The following is a 22,518-nucleotide window of genomic DNA, read 5'->3' as shown; positions in this document are numbered from 1 at the left end:
CTGACCGGTGGCCAGGTCATCAGCGAGGAGGTCGGCCTCTCGCTCGAGACCGCCGACGTCGCGCTGCTCGGTCAGGCCCGCAAGGTCGTCGTGACCAAGGACGAGACCACGGTCATCGAGGGTTCGGGCGATGCCGACGCGATCCAGGGCCGCGTTGCCCAGATCCGCGCCGAGATCGAGAACAGCGACTCCGATTACGACCGCGAGAAGCTGCAGGAGCGCCTGGCCAAGCTGGCCGGCGGTGTTGCGGTGATCAAGGCCGGAGCTGCCACCGAGGTGGAGCTCAAGGAGCGCAAGCACCGCATCGAGGACGCCGTTCGCAACGCGAAGGCCGCCGTCGAAGAGGGCATCGTCGCCGGTGGCGGCGTGGCCCTGCTGCAGTCGGCTCCGTCGCTGGACGAGCTGGAGCTCACCGGTGACGAGGCGACCGGCGCGAACATCGTGCGCGTCGCACTGTCGGCCCCGCTCAAGCAGATCGCCTTCAACGGTGGCCTGGAGCCGGGTGTCGTCGCCGAGAAGGTCTCGAACCTTCCCGCGGGTCACGGCCTGAACGCCGCGACCGGTGAGTACGAGGACCTGCTCAAGGCCGGCGTCGCCGACCCGGTGAAGGTCACCCGCTCGGCGCTGCAGAACGCGGCGTCCATCGCGGCGCTGTTCCTCACCACCGAGGCCGTCGTCGCCGACAAGCCGGAGAAGGCGGCCGCACCCGCGGGCGACCCGACCGGTGGCATGGGCGGCATGGACTTCTAAGTCCGGCAACACGTTCGTTCGGGAAGGCCCGGCTCTCTTCGGGGAGCCGGGCCTTTTCACGTCCGGCGGCCGAGGTGGGCCCGCGCCCACGTCGCCGCATCGGTCGTCGGTATCCCTCGAATCGCATTGAAGGAGGTCGCCTTCGGCCACGCGATTCCCTTGCCGAGGGCGAAGACGGCGTGATACTTCCTCATCGCGTCCGTGGGGTGGCGTTCGAGCTCGTCGAGTAGATACGGCAGCGGCCATTCGGTGCGGGTGACGGACGTGCCGCGGACCTCGTCGACGACGTCGGCCAGCCCGTTGAAGCTGATGGTGTCTCCCGCCACGTAGACGATCTGGTTGGCGATCCGCGGCCTCGCATGGACGATCTCGGCGGTGAGGGTTCCGATGTCCTCGGGGGTGGTGAGGGTGACCTCGTTGTCCCAGCTGCCGAGGGCGTTGACGGTGTTGGTGCGGAGGTCCACGACGCCGAAGTCGGGTTCGAAGACGAAGCTGGTGAACATGCCGGTGGACACGATGACCCATTCGGTCGCGTTCTGTCCGCGCAGAAGATCGCGGACGTCCAGTTGTTCGTCGAAGAGATCTTGAGGGCTATTGCGCCCCACCACGTCGTAGTCCATCCCGAACTGCCAGGGGAAGTACCGCGGCACCCCACCCGCGAGCGCGGCCCTCGCCAGTTTGAGCTGAGTTCCCGGTCCGGCCGTCATTCCGAGGCAACAAATCACGGTGTGATGGCGTCCCATGGCGGCCGCCAATTCGGTCTCCGAGGCCTCGGCGACGTCGACCTCGACCACTGCGATGCCCTCCGCGGCCAGATCGGCGGCTCGTTGCCGCGCCTCGGCCGAGGTGGAGCGGCGGACCATCAGCGCGAGGGTTCGGAGGTCCGCTTCGCGGTCGGTGCGCCGGGACAGCGCCCCAAGGACGCTGCTACCGAGTTCTCCGGCCCCGATGACGAGGATGCCTTCTCGGGTGGCGGCGGTGTGTGCAGGGTTGGTCATCGGCAAGCCTTTCTGGGGTAGCGGTCGTCACGCCGGGCGGGGCCGCCATGACCCTGCCTGCAGCCGACGTCCTGTGCCTCTGGTTGGTCCGCCACGCGAGCCAAACTGATTGCGGGAAAACGTCTTCGGTGACACGAGTCAGGCGGCGCGATGATCATTCCGGTTGGCGAGGATCCACACCGAGACGAAGGTGAGTAGGCATCCGCCCATCATGTAGAGCGCGACGCTTGGCCAACCGAAGCTCGACAACAATCCGGTGGCGGCCATCGGCGCGAACGCACCCCCGATCACGGCGCCGGTTTGAATCCCCAGGGAGACACCGGAATACCGAACGTCGGTCGAGAACGTCTCGGCGAAGAAGGCGGGTTGCACCCCGTACATCAGACTGTGGAGCAAGCCAAGTCCGATCAGCATCGCCACGGTGATCAACCAGAACTCGCCCGTCTGCACCAACATCCAGAATGGAAACGCGAAGGCTGCCGTGCCTCCAGCTCCCCACAGGTACACCCTGCTGCGGCCCACTCTGTCCGAAAGGGCGCCCGCCAACGGCAGAACCAGAATCTGCCCGGTGGACCCGATGAGGATGGCGGCCAACATGGTTCGCTGCGAGAGGCCGAGGGTGTTCGTGCCGTAGGAGATGACGAACGTGATGTAGAGGTAGTACGTGAGGTTGATGCCGATGTAACTACCGGTGGTCAGCGCGACCTCACGCGGATATTTCCGCAGGACCGTCAACACCGGAGATCGGGTCGGCGCCGCGCCCGCGGGGTTCGCCGTCGTCGACCGCTCCTGCTGGAGTCGCTGGAAGGCGGGGGTGTCCTCGAGTTTGACGTGGACGTACAGGGCGAGGGCTACGAGAACCAAGCTCATCAGGAAGGGCAACCGCCAGGCCCACTGGATCAACGCCTCGGTGGAGACGAATGCCGTCAATACGAGGAAGGTGAGGTTGGCCAGAAGCACGCCGCCGGGCGCCCCAAGTGAGGAGAAGCTGCCGAAGAACCCCCGACGGTTCGGTGGTGCGGCCTCCACGGCGAGCAGCACTACCCCGCCCATCTGACCGCCGATGGCGATGCCCTGGACGAAGCGCAGCAGTGTCAGCAGGGCCGGCGCCAGCAACCCCACTCCGGAATAGGTCGGAAGCACGCCGATTGCGGTAGACGCGATCCCCATGGTGACCAGGGCGATGACGAGGGTCTTCTTCCTGCCGATGAGATCACCGAAGTGACCGAACACCAGACCGCCGAGGGGCCTGGCGAGAAATCCGATGCCGAAGGTGGCGAACGACAGCAGGACTCCCGTGACGGCACTTTGATTCGGGAAGAACACGGTGGGAAAGACCAGCGCCGCCGCCAGTCCGTAGATGAAGAAGTCGTAGTACTCGATGCTGGCGGCGGTCGCGGCGATCGCGGCCACCCGCGTCACGTCACGCGCCGGTTCATCCGTTCTCGTCTGCCGCGCCTTGGGGATCGTCATGGCTTGCCTTTCGGATGGTGGTGCGGGGAGACACGGTTGGCGCCATTCCGACCGCGGACGACGCCACTGCGGTGTGGCTGACGTCACTATGCATCAAAGCCCCGAGGATGCGCAATAGCGGATTTAACTACGTAATTAAGTAGAGCGCACGATCTTGAACTCGCGACAGAATTCGGGGCTATGTAGTTACGTAACTGACAACGTTATTGCGAAATGAGCGCGAGTTTGTCAGAGTGATGTAGAGCACCGATGACGGGAGACGCGACGATGAAGATCTACGAACAGGTCGCCGTGCTGTTGGCGAAGCAGGGTGTGCACACGATGTTCGGCCTGCTCGGGGATGCCAACATGTTTCTGGTCAGTGCCTTCGAGAGGTCCGGCGGCCGCTTCGTTCGTGCGACGCACGAAGCCGGTGCCGTCAGCATGGCCGACGGGTACGCCCGGATGGTTGGCGGTTGGGCCGTCGCCACGGTGACCCACGGCCCCGGGTTCACCAACGCACTCACCGCGCTGGTCGAGGCCGCGCGCTTCACCACGCCGATTCTGCTCATCACGGGAGACACGCCCGCCGAGGCCACGCACATGCAACGTCTCGACATCGCGGCGGTGTGTGCGTCGATCGGCGTCGCCCACGAGAGGGTGCAGCGCCCCGACACCGTGGTGCGTGACGTCGGACGGGCGATTCGGCGACTCGAAGCGTCTCGGGCGCCCGTCGTGCTCAACGTTCCCGTCCCGATCAGTTTGATGGACAACGGGATCGATGACGCCACCATCTCCTCCCTCTCCACTCGGACCGCACCGGTCGAGCACGTCGACGAGGAGGAAATCGACGCGGCCCTGGGCTTGGCGGCATCTGCGGCGCGGCCGGTGATCGTCGCGGGACGCGGGGCAGTCGCGGCAGGCGCCGAAGCCGCCATCCTCGAGTTGGCCGAGGCGTTGGGCGCAGGCCTGTTCACCACTGGCCTCGGAATCGGGCTGTTCGCCGGTCACCCGCGGCACCTCGGAATCATGGGCGGCATCGCCCACGACGAGGCAACGCCGATCCTGGCGAACAGCGACTGCGTGATCGCCGTCGGCACGAGCCTGAACAAGTACACCAGCCACGGTGGTGAGATCCTCGACGGAAAGTCCGTCATCCACGTCGACGACGACCCCGTCAAGCTGGGGTGGTTCGTCACGCCGACGTGCGGCGTCACCGGCGACGCGCGGACCGTCACCGCATCGATGGCCGAGGCCATCCGCCAGGCCCAGCTGCCCGAGAAGAAGTCCTGGAAACGACACTGCGAGAGCGCATCCGAAGCCATCCGGCAATGGACGCCGCCTGATGACCGGTCCACCGCTGACACCATCGACGTCCGGGTTGCCAGCCAGCGGCTGGACGCGATCCTGCCCGACGGTTATGCCGTGGTCAGCGACGTCGGCCGATTCATCGCAGGGTCGTGGCCGTACCTGTCGAAGCCCGGGCTCGGCCGATTCACCGCGATGACCGGCTTCGGCGCGATCGGACTGGGACTGGCCGGCGGGATCGGCGCCGCGGTCGGCGGCGTCAGCGACGTCACCGTCGTCCTCGTGGGTGACGGAGGCTTCATGATGAACGCCTCCGAGTTGACCACCGCAGTGCGGGAGAAGTTGCCCCTGCTGGTGGTGGTCTACGACGACGGCGCCTACGGAGCCGAGTACCAGAAGCTCGTCAACGAGGGCTTCTCCGCCGAGCACTCCTACAACGTGTGGCCCGACATAGCCGCCACGGCAGCCGGATTGGGCGCCCAAGTGCTGAGCGTGCGCACGCCGGAGGACTTCGAGATCGTCGCCTCGGCCGTGGCTCGGCTCGATGGGCCGCTGGTTCTCGACGTCCACCTGGACCCCACCCACCACGTGGACTTCTGAGGGAGGAGCCGCCATGACCACCCCACTTCTCGTCGAGCGATCCGGCCCCATCCAGACGTGGACCATCGACGTTCCCGACGCGGCCAACGCCATCACGGGTGCGGATTTCATCGACGCCTTCGAGTGCGCCGTCGACGCCGTGAACCTCGACGCCGACGTCGCCGCCGTCGTGCTGACCGGCGCCGGTCGCTTCTTCTCCGCGGGCGGCAACGTTCACGAGATGCGGAACGGGCTGGGCGTCTTCGGTCAAGAGCCAGTTCGCCAACGGCACGGTTACGCGGCGGGCATCCAACGGATTCCGCGCGCCATGCAACGCTGCGAGGTACCCGTCATTGCTGCCGTCAACGGGCCCGCGATCGGGGCGGGGTGTGACCTGGCAACCATGTGTGACATCCGCATCGCTGCCGAAGAGGCGTTCTTCGCCGAGAGCTTCGTGCAGTTGGGCCTCATCCCCGGGGACGGCGGATCCTGGTTCCTCCCGCGAGTGGTCGGCATGGCGCGTGCCGCGGAGATGACGTTCACCGGGGACCGCGTGGATGCCGCCACCGCGCTGGACTGGGGGTTGGTCACCGCGGTGGTCGAACTGGCCGAACTGCCCGTCGTGGCCCGTCGAATGGCAGAACGCATCGCCAAGAACCCCGTCTACGCCGTCCGGATGGCCAAGCGGCTACTCCTCGAATCACGAAGCGCTTCACTGAATTCGGTGCTAACGCTGGCTGCGACGATGCAGCCGCTGGCACACCAGCAGCCCGAGCACCATCGACGCGTGGAACACCTGACTCACCGGAAGAATCGAGCAACGAATTGAACCCCCTGCCAACCGAACCGGAACACCGGCTGCCGACCCCCGGAGCGCTGGCCGGCATCACCGTCCTCGATCTCACCACCGTCGTGATGGGACCGTTCGCGACGTCGATGCTCGGCGATCTCGGCGCCGACGTCATCAAGGTCGAGACGCTCGACGGTGACATCACGCGCCGAATGGGACCTCAGCGCAGCGCGGGAATGACGGCGTTGACGCTGGGCCTGCAACGCAACAAGCGCAGCGTCGCCGTCGACCTCAAGACCGACGAGGGTCGCGAGATCCTCGCGCGGCTGGTGCGCGAGGCCGACGTCGTGGTGTCGAACCTGCGCCCTCGATCGCGAGAAGCCCTGGGCCTCACCCACGCCGAGCTGAGGGCGATCCGCGACGACGTCATCCTGTGCACGGCCCAGGCGTACGCCCAAGACAGCGAGCAACGCGACGAACCCGCCTACGACGACATGATCCAGGCGGCTTCGGGTTTGACCGGCCTCGTCGAATCCGTCGACGGGGCACCGCGTTACGCGCCGTATGTGATCGCCGACAAGGTCAGTGGTTTGTACATCGTGATCGCCGTCCTCACGGCCCTCTATCACCGCGGCGCCACCGGTCTCGGCCAGCACGTCGAGATCCCGATGGTCGACGCGATGATCCACTTCAACCTGGTCGAGCACCTCAGTGGACTGACGTTCGATCCGCCCGTCGGCGGTTTCGGATGGAACCGGGTGCTTGTCGCCGAGCGCGCCCCCTACCGAACCGCTGACGGGTACGTGTGCATCCTGCCCTACACCGACGCGAACTGGCGGGACTTCTTCGCGCTCACCGGCTTGACCGACCTGTTGACCGACGCCAGGTTCGCCGACGTCGACCAGCGTCACCGGAACATGGGACATCTGCACTCCATCATCGGAGGCATCACCCCGCAGCGCACCACCCAACAGTGGCTCGACGCGTGCCGAAGGAACAACGTCCCCGCCTCCGGGCTGCTCGACTTGGCTCACGTCACGGCCGACCGCTACGTCCTCGATCAAGGCGTGCTGCAGCGGCAGAGCCATCCCACCGAGGGCGCCTACTTCAGCGCGCTGACGCCGCTACGGATGAGTGAGACACCCGTTCGCCTGCAACGCCACGCGCCATTGCTCGGTGCGCACACCGTCGACGTGCTGACCCAACTCGGGTACGACTCCGATGAGATCACCCGGCTGGCCGACGACGCGGTGGTGGTGACGAAGTGAAGACGACCCCCCTCTCCGCGGTTGCCCCCGACCCTGCCTGGCGAGAGCTGCGGGAGCGCGTCCGTCGATTCCTGGCAGACGAGCGGGCCAACGGTAGCTTCGTGTCCGGCATCGACGGCTGGCTCACCGGTTGGTCGGAGGAGTTCACCCGCTCGCTGGCCGAACACGGCTGGGTCGGCATGACCATCCCCGCTCAGTACGGCGGGCACGGTCGAAGCCACTTCGAGCGGTTCGTCGTCACCGAGGAACTCCTGGTGGCCGGGGCGCCGGTCGCGGCGCACTGGATCGCCGACCGCCAAGTGGCGCCCTCGCTGATCAAGTTCGGCACCGAAGAGCAGAAGAAGGATCTTCTGCCTGCAATTGCCGCGGGACGGTGCACGTTCGCGATCGGGATGAGTGAACCCGACGCGGGCTCGGATCTGGCCAGCGTGCGCACGCGTGCCGTCCAGGTCGAGGGTGGCTGGAAGATCAACGGCACCAAGGTCTGGACGTCGGGCGCACACCACGCCGACAAGGTTCTGGTCCTGGCGCGCACCAGCGGCACCCCCGCCGACCGCCACCACGGGCTCTCCCAGTTCATCGTCGACCTCGACGCCAAGGGGGTGAACGTCTCACCCATCGAATCCCTCGATGGCGCACGCCATTTCAACGAAGTGGTGTTCACCGACTGCTTGGTCCCTGCTGGCAACCTGCTCGGCACCGAGGGAGAGGGTTGGCAGCAGGTCACCGCCGAGCTCGGGTACGAACGCAGCGGACCCGAGCGCTTCCTTTCCACCGCGCTCGTCATGCGGCTGCTGATCGAGCACGTTGCCTGCGGCGGTGCTGCAGACCCCACGATCGGGCGCTTCCTGGCTCGTCTGCACGGTCTGCACCAGATGTCGCTCTCGGTGGCAGCGGCGCTGGACCGTGGGGAGAAGGCAGACGTCGCCGCGGCGATGGTGAAGATGCTCGGCACGACGACCGAAGGAGACCTAGTGGAGGCAGCCGACTATCTGGTCGCAGGGCCGCCCGGCCCGTTGCGCGACGCCATCGCGGTGGCGACCGTGCAACGCCCGGGCTTCACGCTGCGCGGTGGAACGAACGAAGTCCTCGCAGGCGTCGTCGCCAAGGGATTGGGGCTGCGATGACTACGCTGGACGCCATGGTCGACCCCGACCTGCGAACTCTGATCGATTCGGTGGTGCAGGCGCACGCCGGCAACGACGAGGGTCTGTGGAACGCGCTCGTCGAACTCGGCCTTTCCGACCTGACCGGCAGCGAGGAGCGCGGCGGCAGCGGCGCTTCCTGGCCGGAGGCGGCGGCGTTGGCGCGAACACTGGCCCGGCATGGGTGTTCGCTCACCGTCGCCGACAGCGACCTGGTGGCCGGGTGGCTGCTTGAGCAGGCTTCGGCTCCCGCCACGCAGGCTCTGCGCGGCGTGGTCATCGGTGACGACGAGCCGACCCCCTCCGCGGCGGCCGCCCTCGTCGAGCGGGTCGTGGTGGTGCGTCGTGCCGAGCGTGGCTGGACGCTCTCCGACGTACCGGTCGAGGCGATGGATCGCTTCTCCGACGGCGAGTTCGACGCGTATCCGGTCGGTGACGACGTCGTGGCTGCGGCTCGGACCCGCCGGGCGCTGGTCCGCGCCATCCAGGTCACGGGGGCGCTGGAGGCGATCACCGAGCTGACGATCGAACACGCGCAGACCCGTGAGCAATTCGGGCGTCCGATCGGCAAACAGCAGGCCGTTCAACGGCTGGTCGCCATCGTGGCAGGCGAGACCGCGCTGGCCCGCGCCGCCACCGACGCTGCCGTCCTCGCCGCGGCGGACCCGGCTATGTCGGCTCGGCAGGTGAGTGCGATGGTTGCCGTTGCCCGTTCCTGCTGCGGACACGCGGTCGACCCCGTCGTGCGCCACGCGCATCAGGTCGTCGGCGCCATCGGCACCACCCGCGAGCACCGATTGCACGAATTCACGTTCGCGGCAATGAAACTCCGCTCCGACGGCGGCGCCACCCGGGATTGGGATGCCGCCGTGCTCGATCATGCCATCCGGTCGCATCCCCTCAGCGACCTCGAACTCTCGCCAACTTCGACAAGTGAAAGGATCTGAAATGACCACCACCGCCCGCACCCGAGAGATCCCCGATGCGATGCAGCACAAGGTGATCGCCATCGACGACGCCGACGAGATCCCCGGCCGCCGTACGTTTCTCCAGTACTTCGACCTGGGGATTGCCGACGCGAGCAAGGGTCTGATCAGCACGCAGATGACCAAGGTTCGCTCCGGGATGGCCAATCCGACCGGGTGGCATTACCACGACTGCGACTTCCAGTGGCTCCTGGTCACCAAGGGGTGGTTGGAATTGCAGTTCGAGAATGGTGACACCCACCGAATTCACCAGAACAGTCTGTGCTTCATCCCCGGTGGATATCGCCACAACGAGACGGGCACCTCCGACGACCTGGAGTTCATCGAGATCTTCATGCCGCCCAAGCCCCGGACCGTCGCCGTCGACTCACCTCTGTCCTGATCTTCACGGCGACTGGGAGACCATCCGCGCATGGACCTGCAATTCACCGACACCGACTCGGTACTCATCACTGGCGGCTCACGCGGGATCGGCGCCGCCGCAGCGCACGCGTTCGCGGCCGAGGGAGTGCGTCGCATCCACGTCGTGGGGCGTGACGCGGACGTGCTCGGAGAACTGCGCGCTGCCATCGACGCCGAGGTGATCTGCCATGCTCTGGACCTGTCCCAGCCGACGGATCGGGCCGAGCTCGCGGACACCCTTGCCGAGGTGGACATCCTGGTCAACAATGCGGGCGCAATCCCACAGGGCGGTCTGCAGGACGCGGATCTCATTGCGTGGCAACGTGCTTGGGAACTCAAGCTGTGGGGCTATCTCGAACTCACGCAGATGGCGATGACGACGATGAGTGCCCGCGGCTCGGGGGTGATCGTCAACGTCATCGGGATGTCCGGCGAACGGCCCGACGCCGGTTACCTGGCCGGCTCGATGGCCAATTCGGCGTTGATGACGTTCACCCGTGCGGTGGGTTCGTCGTCCCTGGACCAGGGCGTGCGGGTGGTCGGCATCAACCCCGGACCGGTGCGGACCGAGCGGCTGCTGGCCGCCCTCGACGTTCGGGCCCGCTCGGAGCTCGGCGACCCAGCGCGATGGCCGGAGTTCATCGAGCACTATCCCGGGCGGCGCATGGCGGAGGCAGACGAAGTCGCCGACGCCATCGCGTTTCTCGCCTCGCGGCGCAGTGGCTACACCAGCGGCACCATCTTCACCCTTGACGGGGGACTGGCCTGGAAGGGCCGCGCCCTTTGACCGTGATCCGTCCGGCTACTCGTCGAGTTCCCAACGTTGGCGGTGCTCGGTCAACAGTCCGACCAAGCGGTCACGTTGACCGCGGATCTCGGCGTGCGGGCCCACCACGCTCACGGCGGCGACCGTCCGACCGCCTTCACGCACGGCGACGGCGACCCCGTCGGCGACGTCCGAGATGTCCGGCGCCGCACACACTCCGGTCTCCTGGATCGCCTCGAGTTCATTCAAGAACCGCTCGCGGTTCTTCTCGTCCTCGGCGGACAACGTGTTCAAGTAGCTCCACAGGTCACGACGGGCGAATCCCGCCAGCAGCACCCAGCCGCTCGACGTCCTGATCAGTGATCGGCGAACGAGGTTCTTGGCGAGGTAGTCGTAACGCGGTGTGGAAGAACAACTGTCGACGTAGAACACGCCCTGACCGACCACGACGGACAGCAGCGTCGTCAGGCCGGCCTCGGCGTGCACGGCTTCGAGCTCGCGATGTCCGACCCGGGTGACGAGGTGCCGTCCGGCCATCTGATTGAGCAGATACGGGGCTCCGCCCAGCCGGTAGCGACGGTCGTACTCGTCGAGGTAGCCGGCGGCCACCAGACCGTTGGCCAAGCCTTGGAGTGAGCTCAGTGGAGAGTCGAGCAGTCGCGCCATCTCCGTCAGGGTCAGACCATCGTGGTTGCGTGCAGCCAACTCCAGCATTCCCGCGACCCGGTCGATCATCCGGTGACGCTTGCGCATTGGAGGATTCGCGCCCGTCCCGGTGGGTGGTGCTGGACTCATGCCTTCATCACAGCACAGGCTACCTAATTACGTACTTCTTACCGCGCGTGACGGTGCTCCGTGCCACGATGACCCCGTGATCGATCACTTCGGAATCATCTGCGCCGACTATGACAGGTCCAAGGAGTACTACGACGCGGTGCTAGCCACGTTGGGCTTCAGCCGCCAGATGGACGTCGGGGCCGCCGTCGGCTACGGCCGCGACGGCAAGCCCGACTTCTGGGTGGAGGACGGCGCAGGCAGGCAGGCGACGGTCGGCATCCACTTCGCATTCCAGGCGGCCAACGCCGACGAGGTCCGCTCCTTCCACGACGCCGCGGTCGCGCTCGGCTTCGAGTCGCTGCACGAACCGCGCATCTGGCCCGAATACCACCCGGGGTACTTCGGAGCGTTCGTGCGTGACCCCGATGGGAACAACGTCGAAGCCGTGTTCCACTCAGCGGCGCCGACCGACGGCTGAGCGGGCGCGCCGACAGACGTCCCGGGTAGCGTCGACACCATGGCTGACAACGAAATCGGGGACATCGAGGCTGCTCGCGAACTCCTTCGCGACTCGTTCACCCGACTCATCGAGCACGTCGAGGGCATCGCCGACGGGTTGACCGACGAGGTCTCCTTCCACCGGATCACGCCCGAGGCCAACAGCATCGCCTGGCTGCTCTGGCACAGCGCCCGCGTCCAGGACGCCCAACTCTGTGACATCGCCGGCATCGAACAGGTGTGGTTCCGAGATGGCTGGGTCGACCGCTTCGCGCTCGACCTGCCCGCGGATTCCCACGGTTACGGCCACAGCCCCGCGCAGGTCGGCAAGGTGCGGGTGCCTGCCGAGCTACTGGTGGGCTACTACAAGGCCGTCCACGAGACGACGTTGAAATACGTCGCCTCGGTCACCGCCGAGGATCTCGCCAAGATCGTCGACCGGCACTGGACGCCTCCGGTGACCGCGAGCGCACGCATCGTCAGCATCATCGACGACTGCGCCCAGCACCTCGGTCAGGCTGCCTACGTCAGGGGCATCGTCGGCTAGGTCGGCCGGCTGCCCGAGGGCTTCTTTGCTCCTCGCCGCTTCGGACGCCGCAGGCGGGTCCGGCCTCACGGCCGGTGGCGGCGTTCACACAGCGAAACAACCTACGCCAGCCGGTATGTTGGGCGTCGATGATCACCAGAACGACGGACCGGATGGCCACGACCAAGCTCGTTCGCTGGTGGCCGCTGATTGCCGTTCTCGCGATGGTGGCCCTTGGCATCGCGGTCCGCCGAGGCTCGACGCCGCTGGACGACTGGTTCCTGGCGATGGGCAGGGTCCATCGGCAGTTGTATGCGCTGTTGCTGTTCACCAACCCGTGGGTGCTGGTGCTGTTGCTGGCCGGGGCGGGCGTCGTCGCGCTCTATCAGCGGCGGTGGCGGCTGGCTGGCGCGATGGTGGTGACGCCGCTCGCCGCGTTCGCTGCCGTGCGACTGCTCAAGCCGCTGTTCGATCGCGAGAAGGAAGGCTCGCTGGCCTACCCCAGTGGGCACGTGACGGTCACCGTGGTCGTGCTCGGCATGATCGTGCTGGCCGTCGGCGCGCGGGTCTGGCTGTTGGTGGCGGTGACGGCGTACGCGATTCTGGCCCTGCTCGGCCAGGCGTTCAGGTTTCACTACTTCACGGACACGATTGGCGCGATCTTCCTCGGCACCGCACTCGTCTGCCTCGCCGCGTGGGCAGCCGGAGTTGACAGGTGTCAACCCCGCTGCGACGTGCGTCACAGCAACGGCTAGCATGGCCCCATGACTGCAACTCCCGAAGTTGACACGACGGCCACGATCCTCAACCCCGCCACCGGTGCCGTCGCTGGGTCCGTGCGATGGTCGGACCCGGCTGACGTGCCACGCATCGCGGCGGGCCTGCGGCGCTCGCAGCGGGAGTGGGAGGCCCGCGGCCCGGCCGGCCGCGCCAAGGTGATCGCCCGATACGCGGTGTGGCTCGGCGAACACCGCGACGAGATCGAGTCGCTCCTGATCAAGGAGACCGGCAAGTCGGCGACGGATGCGGCCCAGGAAGTCCCGTTGCTCATCATCATCGCGTCGTACTACATCAAGACGATGAAGAAGGCGCTGGCGCCCGAGACGCGGCCCGCCGCACTGCCCTTCCTGTCGATCAAGAAGGTCACCGTGCACTACCGACCTCGCCCCATCGTCGGCATCATCGCGCCATGGAACTATCCCGTCGCCAACCTGTTGATGGACGGGATCGCTGCGCTGGCCGCCGGTTGCGCCGTGCTGCTGAAGCCGTCGGAGCGCACGCCGCTGACCGCCGAGTTGCTGCTCAAGGGTTGGATCGATTCCGGTGCCCCCGACGTGATGGCCATCGTGCAGGGTGCGCGAGAAGCCGTCGAGGCCGTCGTGGACAACTCCGATTACGTCCAGTTCACCGGCTCGTCCGCCACCGGCGCCAAGGTGATGGAGCGCGCCGCGCGCAAGCTCACCCCGGTCAGCCTCGAACTCGGCGGCAAGGACCCGATGATCGTCCTGGAAGATGCCGACGTGGCGCTCGCCGCCCATGCCGCGGTCTGGGGCGCGATGTTCAACGCCGGCCAGACGTGCGTGTCCGTCGAACGGGTCTACGTCTTGGAACAGGTCTACGACCAGTTCGTCGACGCGGTGGTACGGGACGTCAAGAACCTCAAGATGGGTGCGGGGGAGGGCTACGACTTCGGTGCGCAGATCGACGACAGTCAGGTCAGCGTCACCGAACGCCACGTCGCCGACGCCGTCGCCAAAGGCGCCAAGGTGCTCACCGGTGGGGTCCGCCCCGCAGGTCCCGGCAGCTTCTACCCGCCGACCGTACTGGTCGGCGTCGACCACTCGATGACCTGCATGACCGAGGAGACCTTCGGCCCGACGCTGCCGATCATGAAGGTGTCCTCCGTCGCCGAGGCGGTTCGACTTGCCAACGACAGCCCCTACGGGCTGAGCGCATCGGTGTTCTCCAGTGATGCCGAACGTGCGAACGACGTTGCGCTGGAGCTGGATTGCGGTGCCGTCAACATCAATGACGTGATCTCCAACCTGATGTGCACGACGGCCCCGATGGGCGGCTGGAAGACCTCGGGCATTGGGGCGCGCTTCGGTGGCGCCGACGGTCTGCGCAAGTTCTGCAGGCAGGAATCGGTGATCGCGCCGCGCACCAATGTCGGCGCGGGCGGCAACTACTACAACAATTCGCTCAGGGCCCTCAAGCGGATGAACACGATGATGACGAAGCTTGCGTTGATCCGGCCCAAGCGCACGGCGAAGTAGCCCTTCGCTCGCGTTGCTCCGGGCGTCCGCGCCACTTTCCGTTCACCTTCGCTTCACCGTCGCGTCCCCAGCGCTCGATACCTTCCCAAACGTGACCCTGCAGAGCACCGGCTACACCGTCCGCGACGACGATGACGACGATCCCGAGCTGATCATCCAGCCCACCGGGGAGGTCGTCGACACCTGGCGCGAGAACTACCCGTACGACGAGCGGATGAAGCGCGAGGAGTACGAGGAGCAGAAGCGGCTGCTGCAGATCGAACTGCTCAAGCTGCAGAAGTGGAGCCAGTCCAACGGGCTTCGCCACGTGATCGTCTTCGAGGGCCGCGACGCCGCGGGCAAGGGCGGCACCATCAAGCGCTTCATGGAGCACCTCAACCCGCGCGGCGCCCGCGTCGTCGCCCTGGAGAAGCCCACCGACCGCGAGACCACGCAGTGGTACTTCCAGCGCTACGTCAACCATCTCCCCGCCGCCGGGGAGATCGTGCTGTTCGACAGGTCCTGGTACAACCGGGCAGGCGTGGAACGCGTGATGGGCTACTGCTCGCAGCGGCAGCACGCCGAATTCATCCGTCAGGCACCGCTTTTCGAGCAGATGCTGGTCAACGACGGGATCAGCCTCACGAAGCTGTGGTTCTCCGTGACGCAAGCCGAGCAGCGCACGCGCTTCACCATCCGGCAGGTCGACCCCGTCCGGCAGTGGAAGCTCTCGCCCACCGACCTGGCGTCGCTGGACAAGTGGGATGACTACACGGCGGCCAAGGAGGACATGTTCGGCTGGACCGACACCGAGATCGCGCCCTGGACCGTCGTGAAGAGCAACGACAAGAAGCGGGCGCGCATCAACGCCATGCGCCACGTGCTCGGCAAGTTCGACTACGACAACAAGGACCATGAAGTGGTCGGGCGCGCCGACCCGCTCATCGTGGGACGCGCGCTGGGCGACTGACGCCTGCCGCGTCCCGGTGCGCCACTTCGCCATCGCTTCTTCACGTTCCTCCCCAGCGCTTCGACGGGGTGCGTCCGTCATCACGGCAGCGCGCGCCTGCGCCCGCCCCGACGTCAGCGGGATCCTCGGGTCCATGCGGTAGGTCGACCCTCCAACCGAGGTAGGTAAGTTCGACGCCGACACCCAACGCCGACACCCAAAGCCCCAACGAGGACCCCGGACAGGAGGACGCACCCGTGCGGTTGGTCGCGACCTTCCTCCTGTGGCTGCTGGCCACCGCGGCGTTGGCCGTGGCAGTGCCGACCTCTTGGGCCCAGCACGACGTCGTGGACCGCGACGGATACTCCGACCTCGCGGCGTCGGCCGCCACCGATCCGCGCCTGCAGGAGGCAGTGGCCTCGCTGCTGGCCAGCCAGATCACGTCGTACGCGGCCGACAACGGCTACGAGACTCTCAACCCCGATCTGGTGGGTCGCCTGACGACGGCCTACACCCAGAACGACGGGTTCCCCGGCCAGTTCGCCCAGGCCAACCGCATCGCCCACGCCTGGATGTTCACCGACACGATCCAGCGCGACCAGAACTCCGACGACCGCTGGCTCGTCGACATCGCCCCGATGCTCAAGGACTCCTCACTTCAGGCCACGCTCGGCAATCTCGACATCCAGGTACCCGACACGCTGACGGTACCGATCACCGTCAGCGACTCGTCGGGCCTGCGGCCTGGACAGCTGCGGCAGGTCGCGACGTGGGGTCCGTGGGTGAGCATCGGGTCGAGCGTCGTCGCCGCGGTGTTCGCGCTGTTGACCATCGCCAGCGCCAGAAGTCGCGGCAAGGCGCTTGTCGCACTGGGTGTTTCCGCCCTGGTGGTGGGTGCGGGCGGCTGGGCGGCGATCGAGGTGGGGCGCCGGTACGTCGACAACGCGTTGAACGCGACGGCAGGCGACGTCCGAAACGTCGCCGACGCCATGGTCGCCCACGGCATCGACAGCCTGCATCTCTGGCTGAACCTCACCATGGCCGTCGGGGGCGGGTTGGTGGTCTTGGGCGTGCTCGCCGCGGTGCTCGGCAGCTTCCGCAGGCGGGACTAGGCATCAGACCCGTGGGCCCGGTGGGGGTGGGTCCGGCTCGCGGTTCGGTTCGTAGGCGGCGTAGATGCGGTCGCCGATCTTGAGGTTCGGGGTCCGGGAGTACGCCCAACCGATCATCAGCACGCAGGCCATCGCGACGAACGCGATCGAGCGCTGCAGATCGGGCCAGCCAGCGACGATCAGGATCGGGATGGACACCGCCGTGGCCGTCCAGTAGATCCGCCGCTTCATCGCCCGCTTGGGCGTCGTGGCGGTGTCCCAGCCCGGTACCACGATGCCTGCGAGCAAGACGACCAAGCCGGCAACGAAGAGGCTCGTCGACAGAGTGCTCACGCGACCACTCTATTGGTCCGTCAGTGCCAGTTTCTGAACGCCCGCAGTAGGCGGTCGCGGAAGTCTGGATCGAGGTGGCCGTCGCGGATGGCGCCGAGAGTGCGCACGGTGGCGTTGAACTGCTGCAGGTAGTTCTCGCAGCCGTCGCAGTCCAGCAGGTGCATGTCGAAGCGGGCGCGGGTGTCCAGGTCGAGCGCGCCGTCGAGATACGCGGTCACCAACTCGACGAGATCGTTGCAGTCCATCGATTCGGTGCTCATGTCGCGTCCCTCAAATAGTTCTCCAAGACCTGCCGCACTACGGCCCGGCCCCGATGCAACAGCACGCGCTGGTTCGCCACGCTGATGTCGAGGAGCTCGCAGACCTCGGCCGAGTCGAACCCCATCATGTCGCGGAGGCTGACCACCACGCGTTGCCGTTCGGGAAGCGTGTCGAGCGCGCGCCGTGCCACGTCGATCAGTTCACCGCCCAGCGCCGATCCCTCGGGAGTGTCGGGAAATGGCGACGGCTCCTCGTTCTCGCGCCAATGTCCTTGCCACTCTTCGCCGACGGCTCGGAAGCGCGCGGGGTCGACCGTGCCGCCGGTGAACGCCATCACGGCGACTTCGCTGTCGCGCCGTTCGCGCATGCCGCGCTTCTTCGCGATGTTGATCATCACGGTGAACAGCCACGTGCGCACCGAGGACCGACCCTCGAACCCGTTGATGCCCTTGACGAGTGCGATCCAGGTGTCCTGAACGACCTCCTCCGCGATCTCGCGGTTGGGGACGTAGCCGTTGGCCACGCGCAACAGGGCAGGCGTGTGAAGGTCGACGAGATGGGCGAAGGCCGCCTCATCGCCGGCACGCAATGCCGTGATGAGGTCGGCCTCGTCCTCTCCGATGACGGGCATCTGGTCTAGCGCCTGCTCAGTGCGTCGCCCAGAGTCCAGGCCGAAACTCCGAGCAGTGCAACGTCCTTGATCAGAAACTGGCCCGTCGAGGACAGGATCGGGAACCCGCCTGCGGACGCCTCGAACACGCCGGGCGTGGTGACGAGGAAGCTCAGCGTGGCGAGGAACAGGCCGATGGCCAGCACGCTGCCAGCGATGGACACCCTGGGCCACCATGGCTTGACGGCCAGTAGCGCCGCGGTCGCCAGCTCTATGACGCCGAGCAGCGCCGAGAACGTGTTGACCGAGAACACGTCGTAGAGCCAGCTCATCAACGGGCTGTTCGCGACCAACGGCTGAATGCCCTGGGCCTCATAGGCGGTGAACTTCAGCGCGCCGATCCACGCGATCACCACGACGAGGCCATATCGGGCGAGGTTGCCGCCGAATCTCTCGAACGTCGAAGTGCGGGCAACGGCTGCGTCGATCTTCTGGGGGACGGTGGTCATGGTTGGTTCCTATCGATGGTCGGTGCGCTCGAAGGTGGGTGTCACCCGACCGGCCATCCGTTACACGCCCTAGTCGCCGAGCGTGCGGTGCAGGAACTCGTAGATCAGCGCCGACCGGAAGGCGGTTTGCGCGTTGTCGGCGGCGCCCGCGTGGCCGCCCTCGACGTTCTCGTAGTACTGCACGCGGTGGCCCGCCTGCTCCAATGCGGCCGTCATCTTCCTGGCGTGCCCTGGGTGCACCCGATCGTCGCGGGTCGACGTCGTCATCAGCAACGCCGGGTACTTCTCGTCGGCCGAGACGTTCTGGTACGGCGAGTATTCGGCGATGAAGGCCCAGTCGTCGGGGTCGTCGGGGTCGCCGTACTCGGCCACCCACGACGCGCCCGCCAGCAGCAGGTGGTACCGGCGCATGTCCAGCAGGGGGACGCTGCACACCAACGCGCCGAACAGCTCCGGGTACTTGGTCAGCATGATGCCCATGAGCAGTCCGCCGTTGCTGCCGCCCTGGGCGCCGAGCTGCTCGACGGTGGTGATGCCGCGCCTCACCAGATCGGCTGCCACGGCGGCGAAGTCCTCACCGACGAGGTGTCGCCCCTCCCGCATCGCCTGGGTATGCCAGCGCGGGCCGTACTCGCCGCCGCCGCGGATGTTGGCGAGCACGTACGTGCCGCCACGGGAAAGCCACAGCTTGCCGAGGACCCCGCCATAACCCGGTGTGTTGGACACCTCGAAGCCGCCGTAGCCGCCGAGCAGCGTCTTGCCCGGGCCCGTCGAACTGCGGTGCCCCACGACGAAGTACGGGATCATCGTGCCGTCGGCGGACGCGACGAAGTGCTGCGCCACCTCGATGTCGGAGGAATCGAAGAACGCAGGCGCGCTCTTGATCTCGGTCATCTCCGTTCCCGCATGCCCCCAGAACAGTCGAGATGGGGCGTCGAAGCCGCTCGAGTCCAGGAAGATCTCGTCGCCGTATTCGTCGACGTCGACGATCACCGTCGTGGCGTTGGCCGGGATGCCCGCGATGGGCTCCCGCTGCCAAGAGCCCGGTGTGACGAGTTCGACGTGGGAGACGACGTCGACCAGCGTGACGAGGACGAGCCGGTCGCGGGTCCACGCATAGGTCTCCATGCTGGAGTGCTCATCCGGCTCGAACACGACGGTCAATTCGGCTGTGCCGCCGAGGAAGTCATCGTACTTCGCGGCCAACAGCGAACCTGCCGGATGGGTGGTCGACCCGACCGTCCAATCGGTGCGCGGTCGGATCAGCAGCCACTCCCGGTGAATCCCCATGCCTGCATCGGTCGGCACGGCGATTTCGATCAGCTCGTCGCCGCGGATCTCGAAGCGCTCCCGGTTGAAGAAGTCGACCGACCGCGAAGCAAGCAGCCTCTCGAAGCCAGGGGTCGGATCGAATCCCGCGCCGACGCTGACGTCGGATGCCACGCCCTCGAACAGCGTCGTCGCCTCGGCGAGTGGCTGCCCGCGACTCCATCGCTTGACGATGCGTGGATAGCCCGAGTCGGTCAGGCTGTCCGGCCCGAAGTCCGTCCCGACCAGCACGGTGTCCGCGTTCTCCCAGGAGATGTCGGTCTTCGCCTCGGGCAGCTGGAAGCCATCCGTTACGAACTGGCATGTCCGCAGGTCGAATTCGCGCACGACGGTCGCGTCCGAGCCGCCCCGCGAGAGGCTGATCAGCGCCAGTGAGAAGTCCGGTTCGAGGACGTCGGCCCCGGCCCACACCCACTTCTCGTCGTCGGCCTCGGCCAACGCGTCGAGGTCAAGGAGCACGTCCCACGCGGGGGACTCGGTGCGGTAGCTGTCCAGCGTGGTGCGCTGCCAGAGGCCACGCGGATGGTCGGCGTCCTTCCAGTAGTTGTAGAGGTATTCGCCGCGCCGACGCACGTACGGGATGCGCGCATCGGTGTCGAGGATCGCCAGTGCCTCGGCGCGCATCTCGTCGAAGCGTTCCCCGCCAAGGTCGGCCAGCGTGGGTTCGTTGTGACGGTGCACCCAATCCAGCGCGTCGTCGCCGGTGATGTCCTCGAGCCATAGGAACGGGTCGTCTGCCATCCCGCCATTGTGTCGCGACGGCGTCGTCGTCGGCGCGGCGGCCGCCGTGGGCTAGTCGTCGGGCAGCGGATGGCGGGTGCGGTCGGCGCGGGCGGGCACGCCGTTGCGGCCCCCCTCGTCCTGCGCGTACAGGGCGACGACGTAGGAGACGACACCACCGGTGAGTGCCAGGGCGTCGCGGCTGACGTTGGCGATCGTGTCGTCGGCGGAGTGGTAGTTCGGGTCGCACTGCTCCCCGGCGGTGCCACCCCACGCCTTCACCTGCTCCGGGGTCTTCACGTCGTCGGCTCCGGTGTCGAAGTTGCCTGCGGGGATGCCTGCGCGCGTGAAGCTGTCGTAGTCGCTGCGGCCGTCGAACGGCAGGTCCTGCGGTGTCTTGCCCGCCGCCCGGAGCGCCTCCACCAGGGTGCGCTCCAGTCCGGGCGAACCCTCGGGAATCAACAGGTCCTCGTCGAGGTCGACGTCAGGCGGCAGGGACTGATCCGCGTCGGAGGTGAAGTAGCACGTGTTGGGGGAGGCCATCATGTCGAAGTTCAGATACAGCGCAATGTCTTTGAGCGCCTCGTCGTCGAGCGACCGGAGGTACTCGTACGAGCCGAACAGGCCCTCCTCCTCGCCCGACCAGAACGCAAACCGCACGGCGTTGCGCACAGCGGGCGACGGGCCCATCTGCAGTGCCGTCTCCAGCACGGTCGCCACGCCTGAGCCGTTGTCGTTGATGCCTGGGCCGGCGCGGACGCTGTCGAGGTGCCCGCCGACCATGACGACGTCGTCGGTCGCGCCGGTCTTGGTCTGAGCGATCACGTTGCGGGTCGGTAGTTGGTCGACGCTGGCGTCGAGGACGACGGTCGCGGATCCGGTCTGCGAGCGGAGTTCGGCCCCGTCGGCCTTGGTCACGCTCAGCACCGGGATCTCGATCTCGTCGGTCTCGCTCATGCCCCCGCTGAACGTCTTCTCCTCGACGTTGTTGGCGACGACGAGGGCGACGGCGCCGCGTTCGGTCGCGGCGACTGCCTTGTCGGCGAGGTTGCACGCGCCCCTTTCCACCACCACGACGGCCCCCGCGACGTCGAGGCCGTCGTAGTCCTCGGCGGTGCACCCCGGATCGTCGTCGGTGCGCAACACGACGAGTGGCCCACTGGCACCCTGCTGCGGACTCGCGCCGCTGAAGTCGATCGCGTGCGCCTCGACCGGGGTGCCGTTGACGGCCAGGGTCTCCCTGCCGACGGTGAAGACACCCATCGTGAATTCGGGTGTCTGAACATCGAAGCCCTTGTCGCGCAAGATCTTCGCAACGTAGTCCACGCTGGCGTCATAGCCGGGGGAGCCGGCAACCCTGGTGCCGCCGTTGCGGTCGGCGATGTCCTGAAGCGCCTGGAGATGGCCCATCAGCGCATCGAGGGTGATCTGGCTCTTGAGCTGATCGGCGTACTCGATGGCGGTTGGCGGGTCGTCGGACCGCGCGGCGCAGGCAGCGGCCACCGCGACCACGACGGCGACGACCGCTGCGGAAAGCGAACGCAAGCTCATGACCCCCGAATCACCCCGAAATCATCCCAACTGCGTCCTCCCCGCGCGAGGTACGGCGAGCGTAGTGTGAGTTTCGACACAATGGCAACGAGGCCTGAGGGAGCAGTGACTGATGACCGTTTACACCCGACCCGGATCCGCCGATGCAGTGATGAGCTACGAGTCGCGCTACGGCAACTTCATCGGCGGTGAGTGGGTGAAACCCGTCGGCGGCGAATACTTCGAGAACCCGACACCCGTGACGGGGCAGGCGTTCTGTGACATTCCGCGGTCCACCGAGGCCGACGTCGACAAGGCACTGGACGCCGCGCACGCCGCCGCACCGGGCTGGGGCAAGACCTCGCCCGCCGAGCGGGCAGGCATCCTCAACAAGATCGCCGACCGCATCGAGGGCAACCTGGAGTCGTTGGCGCTGGCGGAGGCGTGGGACAACGGCAAGCCGATCCGCGAGACGCTGAACGCCGACATCCCGCTGGCCGTGGATCACTTCCGCTACTTCGCCGGGGCGCTGCGCGCACAAGAGGGTTCGCTGTCCCAGATCGACGAGGACACCGTCGCCTACCACTTCCACGAGCCACTCGGCGTCGTCGGCCAGATCATCCCGTGGAACTTCCCGATCCTGATGGCCGTCTGGAAGCTGGCCC

Annotated in this window: 23 protein-coding genes and 1 pseudogene; 15 read left to right on the top strand and 9 right to left on the bottom strand. The window is 66.9% G+C overall.

Features of this window, described 5'->3' with window-relative positions:
* Positions 1-750 (top strand): TCP-1/cpn60 chaperonin family protein (locus ABW137_RS21095; RefSeq protein WP_526403388.1); only part of this gene is annotated, 750 nt, incomplete at its 5' end.
* Positions 751-806: 56 nt separating this feature from the next.
* Here the strand turns inward: ABW137_RS21095 and ABW137_RS21090 are convergent.
* Both ABW137_RS21090 and ABW137_RS21085 read right to left on the bottom strand, forming a co-directional pair.
* Positions 807-1,748, bottom strand: a complete 942-nt coding sequence (locus ABW137_RS21090; protein ID WP_526403387.1) for an aromatic alcohol reductase — start codon at positions 1,746-1,748, stop codon at positions 807-809.
* 138 nt (positions 1,749-1,886) lie between these two features.
* Complete coding sequence (locus ABW137_RS21085; protein WP_526403386.1) at positions 1,887-3,221, bottom strand: MFS transporter; 1,335 nt, start codon at positions 3,219-3,221, stop codon at positions 1,887-1,889.
* Positions 3,222-3,488: 267 nt separating this feature from the next.
* On the opposite strand from ABW137_RS21085, the gene ABW137_RS21080 reads away from it, so the two are divergent.
* The 7 genes from ABW137_RS21080 to ABW137_RS21050 are packed head-to-tail and all read left to right on the top strand — an operon-like array spanning position 3,489 to position 10,465.
* Positions 3,489-5,108 carry a thiamine pyrophosphate-binding protein gene (locus ABW137_RS21080; RefSeq protein ID WP_526403385.1) on the top strand — a complete coding sequence of 540 codons (1,620 nt, stop codon included), beginning with the start codon at positions 3,489-3,491 and terminating at the stop codon, positions 5,106-5,108.
* Positions 5,109-5,121: 13 nt separating this feature from the next.
* Positions 5,122-5,916, top strand: a complete 795-nt coding sequence (locus ABW137_RS21075) for an enoyl-CoA hydratase/isomerase family protein (protein WP_526403384.1) — start codon at positions 5,122-5,124, stop codon at positions 5,914-5,916.
* A complete protein-coding gene (locus ABW137_RS21070; protein ID WP_526403383.1) occupies positions 5,913-7,145 on the top strand; it encodes a CaiB/BaiF CoA transferase family protein in 1,233 nt (410 codons plus the stop codon). Before ABW137_RS21075 ends, ABW137_RS21070 begins: the two co-directional genes overlap by 4 nt.
* Positions 7,142-8,272 carry an acyl-CoA dehydrogenase family protein gene (locus tag ABW137_RS21065; protein WP_526403382.1) on the top strand — a complete coding sequence of 377 codons (1,131 nt, stop codon included), beginning with the start codon at positions 7,142-7,144 and terminating at the stop codon, positions 8,270-8,272. The genes ABW137_RS21070 and ABW137_RS21065 overlap by 4 nt, the downstream gene beginning before the upstream one ends.
* Positions 8,269-9,237, top strand: coding sequence for an acyl-CoA dehydrogenase family protein (locus tag ABW137_RS21060; RefSeq protein ID WP_526403381.1), 969 nt, complete (start codon positions 8,269-8,271; stop codon positions 9,235-9,237). The genes ABW137_RS21065 and ABW137_RS21060 overlap by 4 nt, the downstream gene beginning before the upstream one ends.
* A 1-nt stretch (position 9,238) precedes the next feature.
* On the top strand, positions 9,239-9,658 hold the full coding sequence (locus ABW137_RS21055; protein WP_526403380.1) for a cupin domain-containing protein: 420 nt from the start codon (positions 9,239-9,241) through the stop codon (positions 9,656-9,658).
* Between the two features lie 30 nt (positions 9,659-9,688).
* A complete protein-coding gene (locus tag ABW137_RS21050; RefSeq protein WP_526403379.1) occupies positions 9,689-10,465 on the top strand; it encodes an SDR family NAD(P)-dependent oxidoreductase in 777 nt (258 codons plus the stop codon).
* Between the two features lie 15 nt (positions 10,466-10,480).
* On the opposite strand, the gene ABW137_RS21045 is transcribed toward ABW137_RS21050, so the two are convergent.
* Positions 10,481-11,179, bottom strand: a complete 699-nt coding sequence (locus tag ABW137_RS21045; RefSeq protein ID WP_526403378.1) for an IclR family transcriptional regulator — start codon at positions 11,177-11,179, stop codon at positions 10,481-10,483.
* Between the two features lie 136 nt (positions 11,180-11,315).
* On the opposite strand from ABW137_RS21045, the gene ABW137_RS21040 reads away from it, so the two are divergent.
* The 6 genes from ABW137_RS21040 (at position 11,316) to ABW137_RS21015 (ending at position 16,561) form a co-directional block, all read left to right on the top strand.
* On the top strand, positions 11,316-11,699 hold the full coding sequence (locus ABW137_RS21040; protein ID WP_526403377.1) for a VOC family protein: 384 nt from the start codon (positions 11,316-11,318) through the stop codon (positions 11,697-11,699).
* A gap of 39 nt (positions 11,700-11,738) precedes the next feature.
* On the top strand, positions 11,739-12,266 hold the full coding sequence (locus ABW137_RS21035) for a mycothiol transferase (protein WP_526403376.1): 528 nt from the start codon (positions 11,739-11,741) through the stop codon (positions 12,264-12,266).
* Between the two features lie 128 nt (positions 12,267-12,394).
* Entirely contained in the window at positions 12,395-13,000 is a 606-nt protein-coding gene (locus ABW137_RS21030; RefSeq protein WP_526403375.1) for a phosphatase PAP2 family protein, read from the top strand.
* Between the two features lie 9 nt (positions 13,001-13,009).
* Positions 13,010-14,521, top strand: coding sequence for an aldehyde dehydrogenase family protein (locus tag ABW137_RS21025; protein ID WP_526403374.1), 1,512 nt, complete (start codon positions 13,010-13,012; stop codon positions 14,519-14,521).
* A gap of 91 nt (positions 14,522-14,612) precedes the next feature.
* Complete coding sequence (gene ppk2 / locus ABW137_RS21020; protein WP_526403373.1) at positions 14,613-15,470, top strand: polyphosphate kinase 2; 858 nt, start codon at positions 14,613-14,615, stop codon at positions 15,468-15,470.
* Positions 15,471-15,706: 236 nt separating this feature from the next.
* Positions 15,707-16,561: a hypothetical protein gene (locus ABW137_RS21015; protein ID WP_526403372.1), complete on the top strand. Its 855-nt coding sequence runs from the start codon at positions 15,707-15,709 to the stop codon at positions 16,559-16,561.
* Between the two features lie 3 nt (positions 16,562-16,564).
* Here ABW137_RS21015 and ABW137_RS21010 read toward each other — a convergent pair whose 3' ends face one another.
* The 6 genes and pseudogenes from ABW137_RS21010 to ABW137_RS20985 all read right to left on the bottom strand — a co-directional run bounded on the left by ABW137_RS21010 (position 16,565) and on the right by ABW137_RS20985 (position 21,874).
* Positions 16,565-16,894, bottom strand: a complete 330-nt coding sequence (locus ABW137_RS21010; protein ID WP_526403371.1) for a hypothetical protein — start codon at positions 16,892-16,894, stop codon at positions 16,565-16,567.
* A gap of 20 nt (positions 16,895-16,914) precedes the next feature.
* The gene (locus tag ABW137_RS21005; RefSeq protein WP_526403370.1) at positions 16,915-17,154 is read right to left on the bottom strand and encodes an anti-sigma factor family protein; all 240 of its coding nucleotides are present in this window, start codon (positions 17,152-17,154) and stop codon (positions 16,915-16,917) included.
* The gene (locus ABW137_RS21000; RefSeq protein WP_526403369.1) at positions 17,151-17,786 is read right to left on the bottom strand and encodes an RNA polymerase sigma factor; all 636 of its coding nucleotides are present in this window, start codon (positions 17,784-17,786) and stop codon (positions 17,151-17,153) included. Before ABW137_RS21000 ends, ABW137_RS21005 begins: the two co-directional genes overlap by 4 nt.
* A 5-nt stretch (positions 17,787-17,791) precedes the next feature.
* A complete protein-coding gene (locus ABW137_RS20995; RefSeq protein WP_526403368.1) occupies positions 17,792-18,274 on the bottom strand; it encodes a YkgB family protein in 483 nt (160 codons plus the stop codon).
* A 69-nt stretch (positions 18,275-18,343) separates the two neighbouring features.
* Positions 18,344-20,368: pseudogene (locus tag ABW137_RS20990) on the bottom strand (prolyl oligopeptidase family serine peptidase); the annotation flags it as partial.
* Positions 20,369-20,395: 27 nt separating this feature from the next.
* Positions 20,396-21,874 carry a M28 family peptidase gene (locus tag ABW137_RS20985; protein WP_526403367.1) on the bottom strand — a complete coding sequence of 493 codons (1,479 nt, stop codon included), beginning with the start codon at positions 21,872-21,874 and terminating at the stop codon, positions 20,396-20,398.
* 112 nt (positions 21,875-21,986) lie between these two features.
* Between ABW137_RS20985 and ABW137_RS20980 the strand changes: the two genes are divergently transcribed.
* Positions 21,987-22,518: aldehyde dehydrogenase family protein (locus ABW137_RS20980; RefSeq protein WP_526403366.1), on the top strand; the 532-nt coding region annotated here is incomplete at its 3' end.

It is taken from the genome of Mycobacterium sp. (assembly GCF_040509115.1).
Lineage (GTDB): Bacteria > Actinomycetota > Actinomycetes > Mycobacteriales > Mycobacteriaceae > Mycobacterium.
Note: the sequence above shows the minus strand (reverse complement) of the source record. Positions and strands in the feature narration are given on the sequence as shown.